Source organism: Bradyrhizobium sp. CB1015, assembly GCF_025200925.1.
Classification (GTDB): Bacteria; Pseudomonadota; Alphaproteobacteria; order Rhizobiales; family Xanthobacteraceae; genus Bradyrhizobium.
Genome location: NZ_CP104174.1, coordinates 8,059,535 through 8,076,739 on the forward strand (window position 1 = coordinate 8,059,535; position 17,205 = coordinate 8,076,739).

Consider the following 17,205-nt stretch of genomic DNA (forward strand, 5'->3'; position numbering starts at 1 on the left):
TCAGGACGACGGGACTGTTTGTGCGGACTATCCCGCTGGCGTGCCCTGCTTCCACTGGCCGCCGGCGATCCTGGCGGCGGCGATCACCGCCTGGGTGCGGCTTTCGACGCCGAGCTTCTGCAGGATCGCCGAGACATGGGCCTTGATGGTGGCCTCGGAGACGCCGAGCTCGTAGGCGATCTGCTTGTTGAGCAGGCCCTCCGACAGCATCATCAGGACCCGGACCTGCTGCGGCGTCAGCGTCACCAGCCGGTCGCGCAGACGCGTCATGTCGGGATCCGCCTCCGCCGACAGATCGGTGTCAGCGGGAACCCAGACGTCGCCTTCCATCACCTTGAGGATGGCATCGCGCAAGGTCTCGACCCCGAACCGCTTGGGGATGAAGCCGGAGGCGCCGAAATCGAGCGAGCGGCGGATCGTGGCGCTGTCGTCGGAGGCCGAGACGATCACGACCGGGATCGCCGGATATTGCGCGCGCAGATAGATCAGGCCGGAAAAGCCGGAGATCCCAGGCATGGAGAGGTCGAGCAGGACCAGGTCGACCTCGGAGGTCTGCTCCAGAAGCTTGGTCAGGTCCTCGAAGGTTCCGGCCTCGTCGATCCGGGCCGAGGGGAGAACGCCCGCCACCGCCTGCCGCAGCGCATCGCGGAATAGGGGATGATCATCGGCGATGACGAGATGAGTCGAAGGAGCGTTCATCGTTCTCTTGCTGTCGTTCGCGCCGGGTCGGCGAACCGGGTGCGTCAATTCTTCCCCGAGCGGCCGTGGCATGCAAGTGCACATTATCCCTTTGCTGCAAAGGGGTTAATCCTGGGCTCGGGCATTTGCACACCGGCGCCCGATACCGCAGCGCCAGTACGCAAGGCCGAAAGTCGTATTGGGGCGGGTTTCACGCCGATGTTACCTTGTGGCCAAGACCTGGGTTGATCCGGCACGTCCGGACATTCTGGGGGCGAGAGGAAACGATTTTCGGGGAGCGACTCAAACATGTCGACAATGGCTGTGTCTCAAGCAGGCGCGGGAGGGATGACGAAGGACGAACGGTTCGTCATTCTCGCCTCCTCGCTCGGTACCGTCTTCGAGTGGTACGACTTCTATCTCTACGGTTCGCTCGCCTCGATCATCGGCGTGCAGTTCTTCTCGGCCTATCCGCCGGCAACCCGCGACATCTTCGCGCTGCTGGCGTTTGCCGCGGGCTTCCTGGTGCGGCCATTCGGCGCGATCGTGTTCGGCCGCATCGGCGACATCGTCGGCCGCAAATACACCTTCCTGGTCACCATCCTGATCATGGGTCTGTCGACCTTCATCGTCGGCCTCCTGCCCAACGCGGCGACCATCGGCATCGCGGCTCCGATCATTCTGATCGCGCTGCGTCTCGCCCAGGGCCTGGCGCTCGGCGGCGAATATGGCGGTGCGGCGACCTACGTCGCGGAGCATGCTCCGCACGGCAAGCGCGGCTACTACACCTCGTTCATCCAGACCACGGCGACGCTCGGCCTGTTCCTGTCGCTGCTGGTGATTCTGTTCACCCGTACCGCGACCGGCGAAGCCGACTTCGCGGCCTGGGGCTGGCGCATTCCGTTCCTGGTGTCGGTGCTGCTGCTCGGCATCTCGGTCTGGATCCGGCTTCGCCTCAACGAATCGCCGATCTTCCAGAAGATGAAGGAGGAAGGGAAGGGCTCGAAGGCGCCGCTGACGGAGGCCTTCGGCAACTGGCAGAACGGCAAGCTCGTGCTGCTCGCCCTGCTCGGCGGCGTGATGGGCCAGGGCGTGGTCTGGTACACCGGCCAGTTCTACGCGCTGTTCTTCCTGCAATCGATCCTGAAGGTCGACGGCTATACCGCCAACCTGCTGATCGCATGGTCGCTGCTGCTCGGCACCGGCTTCTTCATCGTGTTCGGCATGCTCTCCGACAAGATCGGCCGCAAGCCGATCATCCTCGGCGGCTGCCTGATCGCGGCGCTGACCTTCTTCCCGATCTTCAAGATGATCACCTCCAACGCCAACCCGGCGCTGGAAAAGGCGATCGAGTCGGTCAAGGTCGAGGTGGTGGCCGATCCCGCCGGTTGCGGCGATCTGTTCAACCCGGTCGGCACCCGCGTCTTCACTGCGCCTTGCGACACCGCGCGCGCCTACCTGTCGCAATCGTCGGTCAAGTACGCGACGACGCCGGGTCCGGCCGGCTCGGGCGTGAAGGTCGTGGTCAATGGCAAGGACGTGCCCTACACCAACGCCAAGGACAGCAACCCGGCGGTTCTCGCCGCGGTGCAGGCGGCCGGCTATCCCAAGGCGGGTGACGCCGGCATCGTGAAGATGTCGAATCCGTTCGACATCTTCCGTCCGCAGGTGGCGGCCATCATCGGTCTGCTGTTCATCCTGGTCGTGTTCGTCACCATGGTGTACGGCCCGATTGCGGCGATGCTGGTCGAATTGTTCCCGACCCGCATCCGCTACACCTCGATGTCGCTGCCCTACCACATCGGCAACGGCTGGTTCGGCGGCCTCCTGCCCGCCACCGCCTTCGCCATCGTGGCCTCGACCGGCGACATCTATGCCGGTCTCTGGTACCCGATCATCTTCGCCTCGATCACCGTGGTGATCGGCTTCCTGTTCCTGCCCGAGACCAAGGACGTCGACATCAAGGCGACCTGACGAGGCAGCAATCGACAACACGAACCGGCCGCGGTCTCCGCGGCCGGTTTTGCTTTGTGCGCTCCTTGCTTGGACGCGTTTTCTTCACGCGCACCGGCACCCACTTCGCTCGAAAACGCTCTACCGATTGCTGCCGATGAACTGCAGCACGATCTCACGGCGGTGCGGACGGCTGCGATGCTCGATCAGATAGATCGCCTGCCACGTGCCGAGCGCGAGCCTGCCGTTCAGGACCGGAACCTGGAGCGAGGTCTGCGTCAGCATAGTCTTGATGTGGGCCGGCATGTCGTCGGGTCCCTCGGTGTCATGAGTCCACCCGGCGTTCTCCGGTGCGAGCCGTGACAGGACCGTGGTGAGGTCGACCAGCACGGAGGGGTCGGCGTTCTCCTGGATCGTCAGCGAAGCCGAGGTGTGGCGGATGAACAGCGTCAATGCACCCTCACCTGCGTGCGCCTCGGCGATGAATTTTGCGGCCTCGCTGGTCAGATCGGTGAAGCCGCGGCCAGGCGTGTGCACGGTGAGCAGCGACGATGTGACGGTGGTTGCCTGGACCGACGATGGTGCGGAGCGTGTGACGGATCTGGCTGATGTCATGGAGGGTGATTGATCGAACACTGCGGTAGTTGCCGTCGGGTGGGCAAAGCGGAGCGTGCCCACCCTTTCGCGTGACGATGTCAAGGTGGTGGGCACGGCGCTTTGCGCCTTTGCCCATCCTACGGCAGCTCGTCACGCGTCAAATCTTCCCCGACACGTCTTTCTGCACGCGGTTGGCCATATCGATCAGCCGCCGCCAGGCCTTTTCCAGGAACGACATCACGCGATCGAGGTCCTGGTCACTCGGCAGCGGGATCTCGATCTTGCGCTCGCCCTCGGCGACCTTGGGCTCGGCCTTCTTGAGCGGATCGGATTTCGGCATCGCCTCGTCGATCTTGCCCGACACTGTCGGCCCCGCCGCGAGCTGTGCCTTCAGTCTCTCGACCTCGGCCTGAAGCCTGCCGATCTCGGCGTCGAGTGCGGTCCGCTCGTCGGGCACCGCGTAGCAGGCCCAGCCGGCGCCGTTCTTCATGCAGGTCGAGACCGTGCCGGTGCGCGTGTCGAGCCGCAGCACGCCCTCGGGGATGGGCGTCATGCTGTAGCGGCCATTTTCGCCGTCGGGCGCGGATTGCGCGGCCACGAGGCCGCCGCTGACGACCATCACCGCGACCGCCGCCGCGAGCCATGATGTCGTGGATGACGTCGCAGGTCTCATCGTTGTCTCCGCCCCGGCGGTGCTGCGGCTGCAGTGCAATTCTACACCCCCAGCCGGCAATCCGCCGCCAAAAACCTGCCCCTGGAATCAACGAACGCGGCGGCTGCTTTGATCCCATCAGCGCGGCGAAAGCACGGCTGCATCCGCCGATCGTGAGCAGACCTGCTGCGGTGCGGCGTCACGCTGTGTGCAGCGCTGCTGCGTGCGACAATATCGTCAAGTAAATCAAAGACATAATCGAAAGCGACGCAATCGTGACTTGGCTTGACTTGATTATGGGCCATCAGTATGGTCCGCGCGGCTTTTGAGGGTGGCGGGCGTAATTTCCATTTGGCCGCAGCGTTTCGGGTCTTTGTCGCATGGCACAGAACACGGGACACGGTGAGAATGGAGATCGCGATAGATCGTCCGAGGAAGCCGCGCTTTCCGATCGGCTCGGAAATCTTGATCAGCGGTTGTCCGAATTTCGCGACCGCCGGGCCAAGACCGAGCAACCCGCAGGTGACGATGGAGACAAAGCGGCCAGAGCCTCGGCGATGGCGCTTGGTTTTCGGTTATCCTCCGAGTTGGTCGCCGGTGTCGCTGTCGGAGCGGGGATTGGCTGGGGGTTCGACCGTTTGCTGTCGACGTCGCCTTTCGGATTCATCGTGTTCCTGCTGCTGGGCTTCGTCGCCGGCGTGGTGAACGTGGTGAGATCGGCAGGCGCGGGTCAAAACAGGCGCGGTGGTTCTTAAGGCTGGTCCCACCAGGAGAGGAATGATCGTACCGGCCTCGCCGGTACGGGCCGGCCCGGCCGGCAGACCGAGACCCGCCGGCATGCCCGGCAGACCAAGAGATGCCGCGCTGATGAAAATCGATCCGATCCACCAGTTCAACATCGAGCCTCTCTTCACCCTCGGCCATATCGGCAATCACACGATCGCCTTCACCAATTCGTCGCTCTACATGCTGGTCGCGGTCGCGATCATCTCGATCCTGATGCTTGCCAGCGGCTCGCAGCTGGTTCCCGGGCGCCTGCAGTCGGTCGCCGAGATCTCCTACGAGTTCGTCGCCTCGACCATCCGTTCGACGGCCGGCGCGGAAGGCATGAAGTTCTTCCCGCTGATCTTCTCGCTGTTCATGTTCATCTGCGTCTCGAACCTGGTCGGCATCATCCCCTACACCTTCACGGTCTCGAGCCACCTGATCGTCACCGCCGGGCTGGCGCTGCTGGTCTTCTTCACCGTGCTGATCTACGGCGTCGCCAAGAACGGCGTGAAGTTCTTCAAGATCTTCGTTCCCCACGGCGTCCCCGGCTACGTCCTGCCGCTGGTCATGTTCATCGAGGTCCTGTCGTTCTTCCTGCGGCCGGTCTCGCACAGCATTCGTCTGTTCGCCAACATGCTGGCCGGCCATATCGCGCTGAAGGTGTTCGCGGGCTTCGTCGCCATGCTCGGCTTCTCGCTCGGCGCCATCGGCTGGGTCGGCGGCGTGCTGCCGCTGGCGCTCACGGTCGCGCTGTACGCTCTCGAGATCCTGGTCGCGTTCCTGCAGGCCTACGTGTTCGCGATCCTGACCTGCATCTACCTCAACGACGCCATTCATCCGGGACACTGAGCGGTCCGGGGAATTTCCACCCACAACGCAATCTTTCTTCCAAGGAGTCTAAAATGGATCCGGCAGCAGCAAAACTTATCGGCGCGGGCATCGCGTGCATCGGCATGGGCGGTGCGGGCGTCGGCGTGGGCGTGATCTTCGGCAACTACCTCGCCGCAGCCGTTCGCAACCCGTCGGCCGCTCAGGGCCAGTTCGGCAACCTGATCTTCGGCTTCGCCGTGACCGAAGCGCTCGGCATCTTCTCGCTGCTGATCGCGCTGCTTCTGCTGTTCGTTTTCTAAAGGAACGACTTCTTTCGCGCCGCTTCATCCGAAGCGGCGCGTGACAGCAACAGGAGTACTCCATGGCCGAGAGTCATGGCGGGGCAAAAGGACCGGCGGCGGGTGCCCACACCGAAGCCGATGGCGGTCATCACAGCGGCGGCTTTCCGCCGTTCGAGAGCAGCACCTTTGCTTCGCAGCTGGTGTCGCTCGCGATCTTCTTCGTCCTGCTTTACGTGATCGTGTCCAAGCTCGCTCTGCCGAAGGTCGGCGGTGCGATCGAAGCGCGTCAGAACAAGATCGAGGGTGACCTCGCCGAAGCGCAGAAGCTGAAGGATCAGTCCGAGGCGGCGCTGAAGGCCTATGAAAGCGAGCTCGCTTCGGCGCGTTCGCGGGCGCAGGCGATCGGCAACGAATCCCGCGACAAGGCGAATGCGCAGGCGGACGCCGAACGCAAGGCTTTGGAAGAGCAGCTGGCGGCCAAGCTCGCCGAGGCGGAGAAGACCATCGCCTCGACCCGCACGGCCGCCATGAGCAACGTCCGCGGCATCGCGGCCGACGCGGCAGGCCAGATCGTGCAGCAGCTCACCGGCGTGATTCCGGATGCCGCCTCGGTCAATGCCGCCGTTGACGCGTCCTTGAAGGGTTAGCCAAAGATGTTCTTCGATCCTGAAACCTGGGTCGCCGTCGCCTTCGTGATCCTGATGGTCGTGTTCGGCTATCTCGGCGTCTTCAAGTCGGCGATGACCGCGCTCGATCATCGCGCCGCCCGCATCAAGGCCGAGCTCGACGACGCCGCGCGCCTCAAGCAGGAGGCGGCCAAGGTGCTCGCCGACTACAAGGCGCGCAGTGCCACGGCCGAGCGCGAGGCCGCCGACATCATCGCCAACGCCAGGGCCGAAGCCGAGCGCATCGCCGCCGACGCCAAGGCGAAGATGGAAGACTTCGTCGCCCGCCGCACCAAGACCGCGGAGAGCAAGATCGCGCTGGCCGAGGCCCAGGCTCTGGCCGATGTCCGCGCCGCAGCCGCGGAAGCCGCCGTCCAGGCCGCCTCGACGATCCTGTCGCAGTCGGTCAAGGGCCAGGTCGCCGACGACCTGCTCGCCAAGGGCATCAACGAAGTCAGGCAGAAGCTGAACTGAGGGATTTGCCTTCACCAATCAAAAAGCCGGCGCGATGAGCGCCGGCTTTTTTGTTGGCTGAAAGGCCCTCATGTCCCGGACGCGGCGCGGCATGTAATGACGCGACGCAGAGCCGGGACCCAGCTGTTCGCAGCGCATAGGCCCCGGCTCCGCAGCGCACCGCACCGGACGATGCTTCGCATCCCCGGGAGCGCTGCGCTGCGTCCGGGGCACGAACCTTTAGGCTACTTCTTCTTCCGCCCCTTCGGCTCCGGCGACAGCGCCTGCGGGTCGAAGCCGACATAGAAGATGTAGGAATCGGCGACGGCGGGCGCTGGCGTCGGATAGGCCAGATCCTCGGCGACGAAGGTGAAGGGCACGCTGCCGCCTTCCGACATCGCGACCGTGGTCCGGTAGGCTTTCGAGGCAATCACCTTCTCGCCGACGCCGCCCTGCACGACGGCGATACGCAGCGGCACCTCGACGGAGGCAGGCGCACCGGCGGGACCGGCGATGACGCGGCCCTGGATGCCGATCCGGGCCGTGATGCCAGCGCTGCTGCGGGAGCATTCGCGCGCCATCTTGGTGATCGAGGCCTGGAAGCGGATGTCATTGCCGACGGCCGGCTTGCCGCTGGCGCCGACCGCGTAGGTCGAGGCCCCCGCGCGCACCGTGACCTGCGGGCAATCGAGGTCGTCTTCGGCCGGCTGCCCGGGCACAGGCGCCGGCTTCGGCTCTGCCGGCTCGTCGGACTTGCCGCCGAACAGGCTCTTGAAACGGTCGGTCAATGACTGCGCCGCCACAGGCGAGACAGACGCCAGCGCAACCGACAACGCCAGCGCGATCCCCGTTCCCAGTCGCAACGCATTCCGCGATGACCGAAGCTCCTGCACCATCGACGCCCGTACTCCATGACAATTGCCCGGCCGCTCGCCGGCCGGGGCATGCGGTTATATCGCCAAAATCGGCGAACCCAAGGCAGCAAAAGGGGGGGACTCGGCCGCACGAATGGCCGCTCAGCCGCGGAAATCCTCGTGCAGCAGGCCGAACAGCAGGTGATCCTGCCAGACCCCGTTGATGCAGAGATAGCGGCGCGCCAGGCCCTCGCGCGAGAAGCCGCACTTCTCCAGCACCCGGATCGACGGCGCATTGGTCGGGATGCAGGCGGCCTCGACCCGGTGCAGATTGAGTTCGCCGAACAGCGTCGGCAGCAGCACCCGCAGTGCGGCCGTCATGTAGCCGCGATGGGCATAGGGCTGGCCGACCCAATAGCCGATAGTACCGGCCTGCACGATGCCACGCCGGACATTGGCGAGCGTGATGCCCCCGACCAGGGCGCCGTCGAGCTCGCGGAAGATCAGAAAGGGATAGGAGCGGTCCGCGGCGATGTCCTCGGCATAGCGGCGCAGGCGGCGGCGGAAGCCGGACCGGGTGAGATCGTCAGACGGCCAGATCGGCTCCCAAGGCGTCAGATAGTCGCGGCTGGTTTCGCGCAAATGAGCCCATTGCAGGAAGTCGGACATTTGCGGCGCGCGCAGGAGCAGCCCGTTGCCGCGCGGCGCGAGGGCGGCGGGTCCACTGGATGGCAGGCGAAAGAGGGCCATGGTGATGCTTCCCGGGGCGAGGCAGCCCGCGCGCGGCTCCTAATGCAGCCGCGCCTTGGCGCGCGCCCGGGTCAATCCTTCCGCAAAAGACACCGCCGTGTCCAGACCCCTGCCGCTGCCCAATGCGACAACCGCTGGCCGGCTGCGCGACAGCAGCGCACGGGCCGCGTCCCGCGTCGATTCGATGCTGACGGCATCGATCCGGGCAACCAGTTCCTGCACCGTCTGCGGCCGCCCATAGGCCAGCACATGCCGGGCGAGCTGCTCGGCGCGGGAGGAGCAGCTCTCCAGCGCCATCAGCAGACCCGCCTTCATCTGCGCCTTGGCCCGGGCGATCTCTGCCTCGGTCAGAGTCTCCACCGAATCGTTCATGATGTCGACCACGACCTCCATCATCTCCGGAGCGTCGGCGGGATCGGTCCCGGTATAGAGGCCGAAGAAGCCGGTGTCGGTGTAGGGCGCGTGGAAGGTGTAGATGGAGTAGCAGAGGCCGCGTTTCTCGCGCACCTCCTGGAACAGGCGCGACGACATTCCGCCGCCGAGGATGTTGGTGAAGACCTGGAGCGAGAACAGCGACGGATCGGCCTGCGGCACGCCTTCGAGCGCCAGCGTCAGGTGCGCCTGCTCGAGCTCGCGATGCACCACCTTGGTGCCGCCCTGGCCGAACTGAGCGGCCTGCGGCTTCGGCCCCGGCGTCCCGTCGAAGCTCGCAAAACGCTTTTCGACCTCGGCGACGACTTGGCTGTGGTCGACCGCGCCGGCCACCGCCACCACCATGTCGGGCCCGCGATAATGCGTCGAGAGATAGCCGCGCAGCATGTCGCGGTTGAAGGCGCGCAGCGTCTTGGCGGTGCCGAGCAGCGAACGGCCCATCGGCTGTTCGGGATAGCAGAGCTCGTTCAGATGCTCGAACACGACGTCGTCGGGCGTGTCCTGCGCGGCACCGATCTCCTGCACGATGACGTTTTTCTCGCGCTCCAGCTCGTCCGGCTCGAAGGCGGGATTGGCGAGGATGTCGGCGAGCACGTCGAGCGCGAGCGGCACGTCGCCCTTCAGCACCCGCGCATAATAGGACGTGGTCTCGGTCGAGGTGCCGGCATTGAGGTCGCCGCCGACCGCCTCGATCTCCTCGACGATCTCGCGCGAGGAGCGCTTGGTCGTGCCCTTGAACGCCATGTGCTCCAAGAGATGCGAGATGCCGTGCTCGTTCGGCTTCTCGTCGCGTCCGCCGACGCCGGCCCAGACGCCGAGCGCCGCCGTCTCGAGGTGGGGCATCTCGTCGGTGACGACGGTGAGGCCGGAGGCAAGCTTGGTCATCTCGACGCTCATCCGGCAACTCCCTGCTTTGCGGCGCGGCTGGCGGACAGCACGAACCGCTCGACCTCGGCCTGATCGTTCTTCATCACCCTCATGTGTTCGGATTTGGTCATCAAACCGTCGAGCCAGGCGGGCAGTTGCGGCCGCTGGCCGCAGGCCGCCTCGACGGCGTCGGGAAATTTGGCCGGATGCGCGGTGGAGAGCACGATGCTCGGCACCCTCGTATCGGTGGTGTCGCGGTCCGCGACGGCGAGCGCCACCGCCGTATGGGGATCGACCAGCTCGCCTGCTTCGCGCCAGGCGGCGCGAATCGCAGCCGCAGTCTCGGTCTCGTCGGCGCGCCCGGCATCGAACTCCTCGCGGATCGCGGCGAGTGTCGCATCGGGCAACACGAAGCGCCCGGACTGCTTCAGCTGTTCCATCAGGCGGCGCACGCCGGCGGCATCACGCCGGCCGGCCTCGAACAGCAGCCGTTCGAAGTTCGAGGATATCTGGATGTCCATCGACGGCGATGCCGTCGCGTGCACCTCGCGCACCTCGTAGATACCGGTCTTCAGCGTGCGCGCCAGGATGTCGTTGACGTTGGCGGCGATGCGCAGGGTGCGCACCGGCAGCCCCATGCGCTTGGCGACGTAGCCGGCGAAGATGTCGCCGAAATTGCCGGTCGGGACGACGAAATCGACCGCGCGCGCCGGCGCACCGACCGCGACGGCAGAGGTGAAATAGTAGACCACCTGGGCGACGATGCGCGCCCAGTTGATGGAATTGACGCCGGAGAGCGAGGTCGCATCGCGGAAGCGATGGTTGTTGAACATCCCTTTCACGAGCGCCTGGCAGTCGTCGAAGGTGCCTTCGATGGCGAGCGCATGGACGTTGGCCGCGCCCGTCGTCGTCATCATCCGCTGCTGCACCTCGGAGATGCGGCCGTGCGGAAACAGCACGATGAGATCGACGTTCTCGAGGCCCGCAAAGGCTTCGACCGCGGCGCCGCCAGTATCGCCTGACGTCGCGACCACGATGGTGGTGCGCTCGCCGCGCTTTTCGAGCACATGGTCCATCAGCCGCGAGATCAGCTGCATCGCCACGTCCTTGAAGGCGAGCGTCGGACCGTGGAACAGCTCCAGCACGAACTGATGCGGCGACATCTGGCGCAGCGGCACCACCGCAGGATGGCGGAAAGTGGCATAGGCCTCGTTCGCCATGCGCCCGAGCTCGGCGTCCGAAATCTCGCCGCCGGCGAAGGGACGAATCACGTCGACCGCGACCTCCCAATAGGGGCGGCCGAAGAAGCCGGCGATCGTCTCGCTCGGAAGCTGTGGCCACACCGCCGGCACATACAGGCCGCCGTCGCGGGCAAGGCCGGTCAGCATCACGTCACAGAAGCCGAGTTCGGGGGCTTCGCCCCGGGTCGAGATATAACGAGTCAAACTGCCCTCCAAAGGCCGGCCGGCCGAAGCTCGCCCCTTAAGCCTTTGATTTTACGTAATTACTTTCCAACAGCCAGAGGCTTTGAGCCACCATAGAGTGTTTTGCTGCATCGGGAAACCGCTTCCGGCCGACCCTTCGCCCAATGAAAAAGGGCTGCGGCATTGCCGCAGCCCTTCTCTTGGAAGGTCTGTCGTTGTGTGCAGACCGGTTTGCTTCGTTGGGGTCGTCGACCTCAAAACTGTTCCGGCAAGCTTTCGTCGCCTGTCACGAAGTCGTCAAGAGCCAAAACCCCGCACGGCTCGAAATTGTTCCTACTTTTCCCGACCCGACTCGGCTCGGCCTGCGCAACCACAGCCAAATCTCTGCAGTAATTCCGCTTTTTCCCGAATGAGCCGAGGGAACGAATACAGCCTCGGTCCATTATGTCGGCGGATGGGTGTCAGCCCGTTGTCCACGCATTGCCCGGCCAACGGCGGCATCGATCCGTCGGCCGAACCGCTGCATCCTGGAGCAGCCGGTTCGGTCGCTGACAAAGGTCAGCTCATCCCGATTTCCACGGCGATCCGGATCAGGTCGGAGTGGTTCTTGGCGCCCAGCTTCTGCTTGAGCAGGGACGTGGTGTTGGCGACCGTCTTGTAGGAGATGCCGAGCGCCTCGGCGACCTCGACGATCTTGTCGCCGCGTCCAAGCAGGCGGAGAATTTCGAGCTCCCGCGGCGTCATCTGCGAGGCCGGATTGGCCTTGATCGCCGCGCCGGAAAACGTCACGGCTTCCGCAAGCTGCGGCGAGATGAAATTGTCGCCCGCCACCACCTTGCGCACCGCTTTCAGCAGGATCCTGGGATCGTCGCCCTTGGAGACATAGCCCTGCGCCCCAAGCTCGACAGCCCGCACCACGAAGGCCGGATCGTCGTTCATGCTGAACATGATGATCTTGGCGTCGGGATCGTCCTTGCGGATGCGTCGCATCAGCTCGAAGCCGGAGACGTCGGGCAGGCTGATGTCGATCACGGTGACGTCGGGCCGCTTGCTGACATAGGCGCGATGCCCGGATTTGGCGTCGGACGCCTCGTCAATGCGGATTGAATGGTCGGATGCGAACAGGGTGCGGCAGCCGGACAGCACCACGGGGTGGTCGTCGACGATCAGGACCCTTGTCGCCAGCTTGGCGGTATCTTGCATCGCGCACTCTCTTGTTTTTCGACTCATAGACCGCCGGGAATAAATGGAAAGAGCAAATCCCGCCGATACGCGTTAGAATCGACCTAATGTGGCAACGACTTTCGTTCCGGACGCAATTGTTTCTCCCGCTCGGCGCCGGTTTTCTCGCGGCGCTGATCCTGGGCGGCGTACTGCTCCAGGTTTTCGCGACGGGCCAATTGGCGGAGGAGAACGAGCCGCGAAGGCGCTCGACGGAGGCGGTCGCCGCCGCGCTCAACAACGCCTTGAGCGCGTCGGACAATCCACGGCAGACCCTCGACGCCTTTGTCCATTCTTTGGACACCTCCTCCGACATCCAATTCCGCACCGTGGAAGCAGGTCCCGCGCCACCACCGAAGGGCGACCTGCGCAAGCCGCATGGCGTGCCGCAATGGTTCATCGACCTTCTCGCCGTCCCCGAGATGGATACGGCATTTCCGGTGACGATCGACGGCAGGCGCGTCGGCGACATCGTATTCCTGCAGGACATGTCGGCCGATCTGTTCGAGAAATGGATCGGCTTTCTTGCGCTCGCCAGCCTCCTCGCCGCGCTGATGGTTCTTACCGGCACGATTGCCCACGTCTTGTCGGGATCTGTGCTGCGCCCCCTGCAAGATCTCGGCGAAGGTCTCACGCGAATAGGACGGGGCGACTACACCAAGCCTATACCGGTCGGGGGCCCGCCGGAAATCCGGCAAGGCTGCGAGGAGGCGAACGCGCTGGCTGCAACGCTGGCGCAATTGAGCCAGGACAATCGCAATCTGATGCACCGCCTGGTGTCGCTCCAGGATGACGAACGGCGCGATCTCGCCCGCGAACTGCACGACGAGCTCGGCCCCCTGCTGTTCAGCATCCGCGCCGGCACGATCGCGCTGACCGATGCCTCCGAGCCAACGGGACATCTCGGCAATTCGGCACAGGACCTGCTGCAGTCGGTCGAGGCACTGCAGCAGACCAACCGCCGCATCCTCGACCGGCTGCGGCCGCTCTATATCGAGGAACTCGGCCTCTCGAGCAGCGTGCAGACGCTGCTCCGGAATTTTCGCAAGCAGGCACCGCATATCGTCCTGACGGACGCGATTGATCCCGATCTCAGCGGGATCGCCGGGCCGCTGGCGCAGACCGTCTATCGGCTGATCCAGGAGGCACTGACCAACGTGCTGCGACATGCCAACGCCGGCAACGCCCATGTGCAGGCGATGGTCGCCGACAAGACGCTCGTGATCGAGATCTCCGACGACGGCGGCGGTTTTCCTGCGGGCAATGTGCTCGGCCGGGGCCTGACCGGCATGCAAGAGCGCGTGCGCGCGCTCAGCGGGTCGCTGTCGCTGTTGCGCGTGGACGAGCGAACTTACGTACGCTGCCGCCTTCCGGTGGAGACGGTGCGGGACGTACCATCACCAGGCTAATTCAGCACGCGCAGCCATGATGCGCATTCTGTCGCGCCGGCTCGCAAAGCGTGCTGCGGATCTTGCCATCCGGGCTGAAGCGGAACGAGGCCTGAATGCGCAGCGCGCCGGCGACGGAATATTCGAGATCGACGCCCTGGGACGCGGGATGGATCTCTTCCAGCCCGAAGCCTGCCAACGAGAAGGCGCTGAGTCGCGGCTGCCAGTAGGCCTCGATCTCGCTCCGGCCGCGATAGCGTTCCGTGCCGTTGCACGTGCATTCGAGCTCGGCATCGTCGGCATAGAGGTCGAGCAGCGTTGCAAGATCCCCTCTCCGACAGGCATCCACCCAGTCGACGACAATTGCCATCTGATCAAAATCGCTCACGCCGAAACCCTGTCTGCCGCGAGAAATCCTGAAGGCGGCTTAGGATCACACTCGTGAATGTCGGCTGAATAATAAAGACCGGGCAATTCCGGGTTCCCTATCAGGAAATCTACGGAGTGACGGAACTTTGCCATCTTCCTCGCAACCAGACCGCGAATGCGATCAACACTGCGCCCGCGAGCGTGAACCAGGTGATCGCGTATTGCAGATGGTCGTCCTTGAGATTCACCTCGAGCGGGCCTGGACGCGGAATGCCGTTCGCCGGCGCGGGCTGCTCGAGATCGATATAGAACGGCGCAACCGTGCCCCAGCCGAGCGCCCTTGCGATTGCCAGATGATCGCGCACGAACCAGAGCCGCTTGTCGCGATTCTCCGCCGGAGTCAGCCAGCTTGGCGCCTCGGGAAAGCGCAGATAGCCGGTGAGCGACACCGGTTCGCCCGTGACGAGCTTCTTCACCGCGCGATCCTCGACGCCGCGGTCCTGCATGGTGTTCTCGACGAAGCCGGCGTCGATCACGAGCGTCTCGCCGCCGGGGAGCCTCGCCGGCAGGAACGCCCAGGTGCCCGGGCCGGAGGCGTCCTTGCGCACCGCCGAGCCGGAGGAATAGACCATCGCATCGGGCAGGGCTGCGTAAGTCGCGGTGAAGCTGACGCGGCGGAATTCATCGCGGGCAGGATTGAGCGCGGCCCATTGCGCGGACGACGGCAGCGCGACGGGCGCGGCCGCAAGCCGCTCCGTGAGTGCCGCAATCAGCTCATGCTTGGCTGTGCGGCGCTGCAACTGCCAGACACCGAGCGCGACGAACACAGCCGTCAGGAACAGCGTGAACAGCGCGAAGCCGGCCAGGTGGGCCTTGCGCGACGCAGGCTCGTTCATTTCGCGCGATCGACCAACCGGCCCGGCGCCGCCTTGTGGTGGAATTGCAGCGCGATCAGCAGCGATTTCATCGAGCGCAGCGGCAACAGCGTGGTGGCGAGGATCAGCGGCAGCCAGAGCACGGCATGCAGCCAGTATGGCGGCTGGTATTTGACCTCGACGATGAGTGCGCACGCGACGACGATGCCGCCGGCCAGCATGATGATGAAGATCGCCGGACCGTCGCCGGTATCGATGAAGGAATAGTCGAGCCCGCAGCGGTCGCATGCGGGCGCGAGCGTCAGAAAGCCCGCGTAAAGCTTGCCCTGGCCGCAGCGCGGGCATCTGCAGGCAAGCCCGCGCAGCGCGCTTTGCAGGACGGTGGTTTCGGACTGGGGTGTGCCGGCACTGTCGTTCATGATGGCGGACTCTATCACAGTTTCCGACGAAAACTTCCGGCGGTCGGAAAACGAAAGGGCGGCCCTGCGGCCGCCCTTCCTGATCGCTTCGATACGGCTCAGTGCGCGGCGTGAGCCATGGTCTCGGCGCCGCGTCCCCAGACGTAGATGCAGAGGAACAGGAACAGCCAGACCACGTCGACGAAATGCCAGTACCAGGCAGCGAACTCGAAGCCGAGATGCTGCTTCGGCGTGAAGTGGCCGGCATAGGCGCGGAACAGGCAGACCAGCAGGAAGACGGTGCCGACCAGCACGTGGAAGCCGTGGAAGCCGGTCGCCATGAAGAAGGTCGCGCCGTAGACGTTGCCGGCGAAGGAGAACGCCGCGTGGCTGTATTCATAGGCCTGCACGCAGGTGAAGAGCGCGCCGAGCAAGACGGTGAGGATCAGGCCGTATTTCAGGCCCTGGCGGTCGTTCTCGAGCAGCGCGTGGTGCGCCCAGGTCACGGTGGTGCCTGACGTGAGCAGGATCAGCGTGTTCAGCAGGGGCAGATGCCAGGGATCGAAGGTCTCGATCCCCTTCGGCGGCCAGGTGCCGGGGACCGCACAAGCACCGGGCTGCGTGCCGAGGCCGCAGCCGAACACGGCGTCACGGGTGGCGTGGACGGCATCGGCCGGAAACAGCGCCGCGTTGAAATAGGCCCAGAACCAGGCGACGAAGAACATCACCTCGGAGGCGATGAACAGGATCATGCCGTAGCGGTGATGCAGCTGCACGACGCGGGTGTGGTCGCCCTTGTACTGGGCTTCCTTGATCACGTCGCCCCACCAGCTCGCCATGGTATAGAGCACGCCCACGGTGCCGACGCCAAACACGATCGGCGCCGCGGAGAACATGTGGTGCATCCAGGCGATCGCGCCGACCGCCATGATGAAAGCCGAGAGCGAGCCGACCGCCGGCCAGGGAGAGGGATCGACCAGGTGATAGTCGTGATGCTTGGTGTGCGCCGTGGCCATTTCCGTCTCTCTCCTCAATCCCGTGCCTGTCAGGCACTTATCCCCTTGTGTCCGTCCGCTCGAGCGTGAGCCCTGCGGTCAAAGATTTCCCTTGCGCTTGTCGCCCTCGCCCGATGCCAGCGGCTTCACCACCGGATCCTTCACCGGATAGAACGTGTAGGACAGCGTGATCGTGTTCAGCCCGTCGTTCTCGCGGTCCTCGGCAATCGACGGATCGACGTAGAACACGACCGGCATCTCGCGCTTCTCACCGGGCGCCATGGTCTGCTCGGTGAAGCAGAAGCAGTTGATCTTCTGGAAATAGGCGCCGACCGTCAGCGGCGCGACGTTGTAGGCGGCCTGGCCCGCAGTGACGCGCGCCGCCTGGTTGGTCACCGTGTAGAAGACCGTCACGACCTGGCCGATATTGACCTCGATCTCGCTCTGCTCCGGCTCGAACTTCCAGGGCAGGCCGGGCGCGACGTTGGAATCGAAGCGCACCGAGATCTTCCGCGCGATCGGGCCGGTGGCCGGCGCAGAGGTCGCCACCTGCGTCGTGCCGTTGAAGCCGGTGGCGCGGCAGAACCAATTGTAGAACGGCACCGCCGCGTAGGAGGCGCCGACCATCAGCGCGACCACACCGCCGCAGATCGAAGCAACCACCACATCGCGACCCAGCCCGCGGCTCTTGCCCGGCTTACGACGGCCCGGCTTGGCGCTGACGTCCTGCGATATGGTCCGCTCGTGATCCATG

Annotated in this window: 21 protein-coding genes; 8 read left to right on the top strand and 13 right to left on the bottom strand. The window is 64.9% G+C overall.

Features of this window, described 5'->3' with window-relative positions; translation table 11 throughout:
- Positions 1 to 27: 27 nt before the first annotated feature.
- Positions 28 to 699: a response regulator transcription factor gene (locus tag N2604_RS37760; RefSeq protein WP_260372983.1), complete on the bottom strand. Its 672-nt coding sequence runs from the start codon at positions 697 to 699 to the stop codon at positions 28 to 30.
- 327 nt (positions 700 to 1,026) lie between these two features.
- On the opposite strand from N2604_RS37760, the gene N2604_RS37765 reads away from it, so the two are divergent.
- A complete protein-coding gene (locus N2604_RS37765; RefSeq protein WP_260372984.1) occupies positions 1,027 to 2,652 on the top strand; it encodes an MFS transporter in 1,626 nt (541 codons plus the stop codon).
- A gap of 120 nt (positions 2,653 to 2,772) precedes the next feature.
- Here N2604_RS37765 and N2604_RS37770 read toward each other — a convergent pair whose 3' ends face one another.
- Together N2604_RS37770 and N2604_RS37775 are read right to left on the bottom strand one after the other, a co-directional pair.
- Positions 2,773 to 3,246 carry a secondary thiamine-phosphate synthase enzyme YjbQ gene (locus tag N2604_RS37770; protein WP_260372985.1) on the bottom strand — a complete coding sequence of 158 codons (474 nt, stop codon included), beginning with the start codon at positions 3,244 to 3,246 and terminating at the stop codon, positions 2,773 to 2,775.
- Between the two features lie 139 nt (positions 3,247 to 3,385).
- Positions 3,386 to 3,901 (bottom strand): hypothetical protein, encoded by a 516-nt coding sequence (locus N2604_RS37775; RefSeq protein ID WP_260372986.1) that lies wholly within the window; start codon positions 3,899 to 3,901, stop codon positions 3,386 to 3,388.
- Positions 3,902 to 4,260: 359 nt separating this feature from the next.
- Here N2604_RS37775 and N2604_RS37780 point away from each other — a divergent pair, with 359 nt between their 5' ends.
- From N2604_RS37780 to gspM, 5 genes are all read left to right on the top strand, one after another.
- Positions 4,261 to 4,635, top strand: a complete 375-nt coding sequence (locus N2604_RS37780) for an AtpZ/AtpI family protein (RefSeq protein WP_260372987.1) — start codon at positions 4,261 to 4,263, stop codon at positions 4,633 to 4,635.
- A 112-nt stretch (positions 4,636 to 4,747) separates the two neighbouring features.
- Positions 4,748 to 5,497, top strand: coding sequence for a F0F1 ATP synthase subunit A (locus tag N2604_RS37785; protein WP_172786054.1), 750 nt, complete (start codon positions 4,748 to 4,750; stop codon positions 5,495 to 5,497).
- A 53-nt stretch (positions 5,498 to 5,550) separates the two neighbouring features.
- Positions 5,551 to 5,778 carry a F0F1 ATP synthase subunit C gene (locus N2604_RS37790; RefSeq protein ID WP_018643436.1) on the top strand — a complete coding sequence of 76 codons (228 nt, stop codon included), beginning with the start codon at positions 5,551 to 5,553 and terminating at the stop codon, positions 5,776 to 5,778.
- A 62-nt stretch (positions 5,779 to 5,840) separates the two neighbouring features.
- On the top strand, positions 5,841 to 6,407 hold the full coding sequence (locus N2604_RS37795) for a F0F1 ATP synthase subunit B (protein ID WP_260372988.1): 567 nt from the start codon (positions 5,841 to 5,843) through the stop codon (positions 6,405 to 6,407).
- Between the two features lie 6 nt (positions 6,408 to 6,413).
- Positions 6,414 to 6,899, top strand: a complete 486-nt coding sequence (gene gspM, locus N2604_RS37800; RefSeq protein ID WP_260372989.1) for a type II secretion system protein GspM — start codon at positions 6,414 to 6,416, stop codon at positions 6,897 to 6,899.
- 224 nt (positions 6,900 to 7,123) lie between these two features.
- On the opposite strand, the gene N2604_RS37805 is transcribed toward gspM, so the two are convergent.
- From N2604_RS37805 to thrC, 4 genes are all read right to left on the bottom strand, one after another.
- The gene (locus N2604_RS37805; RefSeq protein ID WP_260372991.1) at positions 7,124 to 7,774 is read right to left on the bottom strand and encodes a hypothetical protein; all 651 of its coding nucleotides are present in this window, start codon (positions 7,772 to 7,774) and stop codon (positions 7,124 to 7,126) included.
- Between the two features lie 120 nt (positions 7,775 to 7,894).
- Positions 7,895 to 8,482: a GNAT family N-acetyltransferase gene (locus N2604_RS37810; protein WP_035996611.1), complete on the bottom strand. Its 588-nt coding sequence runs from the start codon at positions 8,480 to 8,482 to the stop codon at positions 7,895 to 7,897.
- A 39-nt stretch (positions 8,483 to 8,521) separates the two neighbouring features.
- Entirely contained in the window at positions 8,522 to 9,811 is a 1,290-nt protein-coding gene (locus tag N2604_RS37815) for a pitrilysin family protein (RefSeq protein ID WP_260372992.1), read from the bottom strand.
- Positions 9,808 to 11,226 (bottom strand): threonine synthase, encoded by a 1,419-nt coding sequence (gene thrC / locus N2604_RS37820; protein WP_260372993.1) that lies wholly within the window; start codon positions 11,224 to 11,226, stop codon positions 9,808 to 9,810. The genes N2604_RS37815 and thrC overlap by 4 nt, the downstream gene beginning before the upstream one ends.
- Positions 11,227 to 11,369: 143 nt before the next feature.
- Between thrC and N2604_RS37825 the strand changes: the two genes are divergently transcribed.
- On the top strand, positions 11,370 to 11,618 hold the full coding sequence (locus tag N2604_RS37825) for a hypothetical protein (RefSeq protein ID WP_260372994.1): 249 nt from the start codon (positions 11,370 to 11,372) through the stop codon (positions 11,616 to 11,618).
- A 145-nt stretch (positions 11,619 to 11,763) separates the two neighbouring features.
- Here N2604_RS37825 and N2604_RS37830 read toward each other — a convergent pair whose 3' ends face one another.
- Positions 11,764 to 12,408, bottom strand: coding sequence for a response regulator transcription factor (locus tag N2604_RS37830; RefSeq protein WP_260372995.1), 645 nt, complete (start codon positions 12,406 to 12,408; stop codon positions 11,764 to 11,766).
- A gap of 86 nt (positions 12,409 to 12,494) precedes the next feature.
- Between N2604_RS37830 and N2604_RS37835 the strand changes: the two genes are divergently transcribed.
- On the top strand, positions 12,495 to 13,835 hold the full coding sequence (locus N2604_RS37835; protein WP_260372996.1) for a histidine kinase: 1,341 nt from the start codon (positions 12,495 to 12,497) through the stop codon (positions 13,833 to 13,835).
- A gap of 1 nt (position 13,836) precedes the next feature.
- Here the strand turns inward: N2604_RS37835 and N2604_RS37840 are convergent, their stop codons facing one another.
- The 5 genes from N2604_RS37840 to N2604_RS37860 all read right to left on the bottom strand — a co-directional run bounded on the left by N2604_RS37840 (position 13,837) and on the right by N2604_RS37860 (position 17,204).
- Positions 13,837 to 14,202: a nuclear transport factor 2 family protein gene (locus tag N2604_RS37840; RefSeq protein ID WP_260372997.1), complete on the bottom strand. Its 366-nt coding sequence runs from the start codon at positions 14,200 to 14,202 to the stop codon at positions 13,837 to 13,839.
- A 109-nt stretch (positions 14,203 to 14,311) separates the two neighbouring features.
- Positions 14,312 to 15,079: an SURF1 family protein gene (locus N2604_RS37845; RefSeq protein WP_260372998.1), complete on the bottom strand. Its 768-nt coding sequence runs from the start codon at positions 15,077 to 15,079 to the stop codon at positions 14,312 to 14,314.
- On the bottom strand, positions 15,076 to 15,477 hold the full coding sequence (locus N2604_RS37850) for a DUF983 domain-containing protein (protein ID WP_260372999.1): 402 nt from the start codon (positions 15,475 to 15,477) through the stop codon (positions 15,076 to 15,078). Before N2604_RS37850 ends, N2604_RS37845 begins: the two co-directional genes overlap by 4 nt.
- Before the next feature lie 98 nt (positions 15,478 to 15,575).
- Positions 15,576 to 16,472 carry a cytochrome c oxidase subunit 3 gene (locus N2604_RS37855; protein ID WP_260373000.1) on the bottom strand — a complete coding sequence of 299 codons (897 nt, stop codon included), beginning with the start codon at positions 16,470 to 16,472 and terminating at the stop codon, positions 15,576 to 15,578.
- A gap of 78 nt (positions 16,473 to 16,550) precedes the next feature.
- On the bottom strand, positions 16,551 to 17,204 hold the full coding sequence (locus N2604_RS37860) for a cytochrome c oxidase assembly protein (protein WP_260373001.1): 654 nt from the start codon (positions 17,202 to 17,204) through the stop codon (positions 16,551 to 16,553).
- Position 17,205 lies beyond the last annotated feature (1 nt).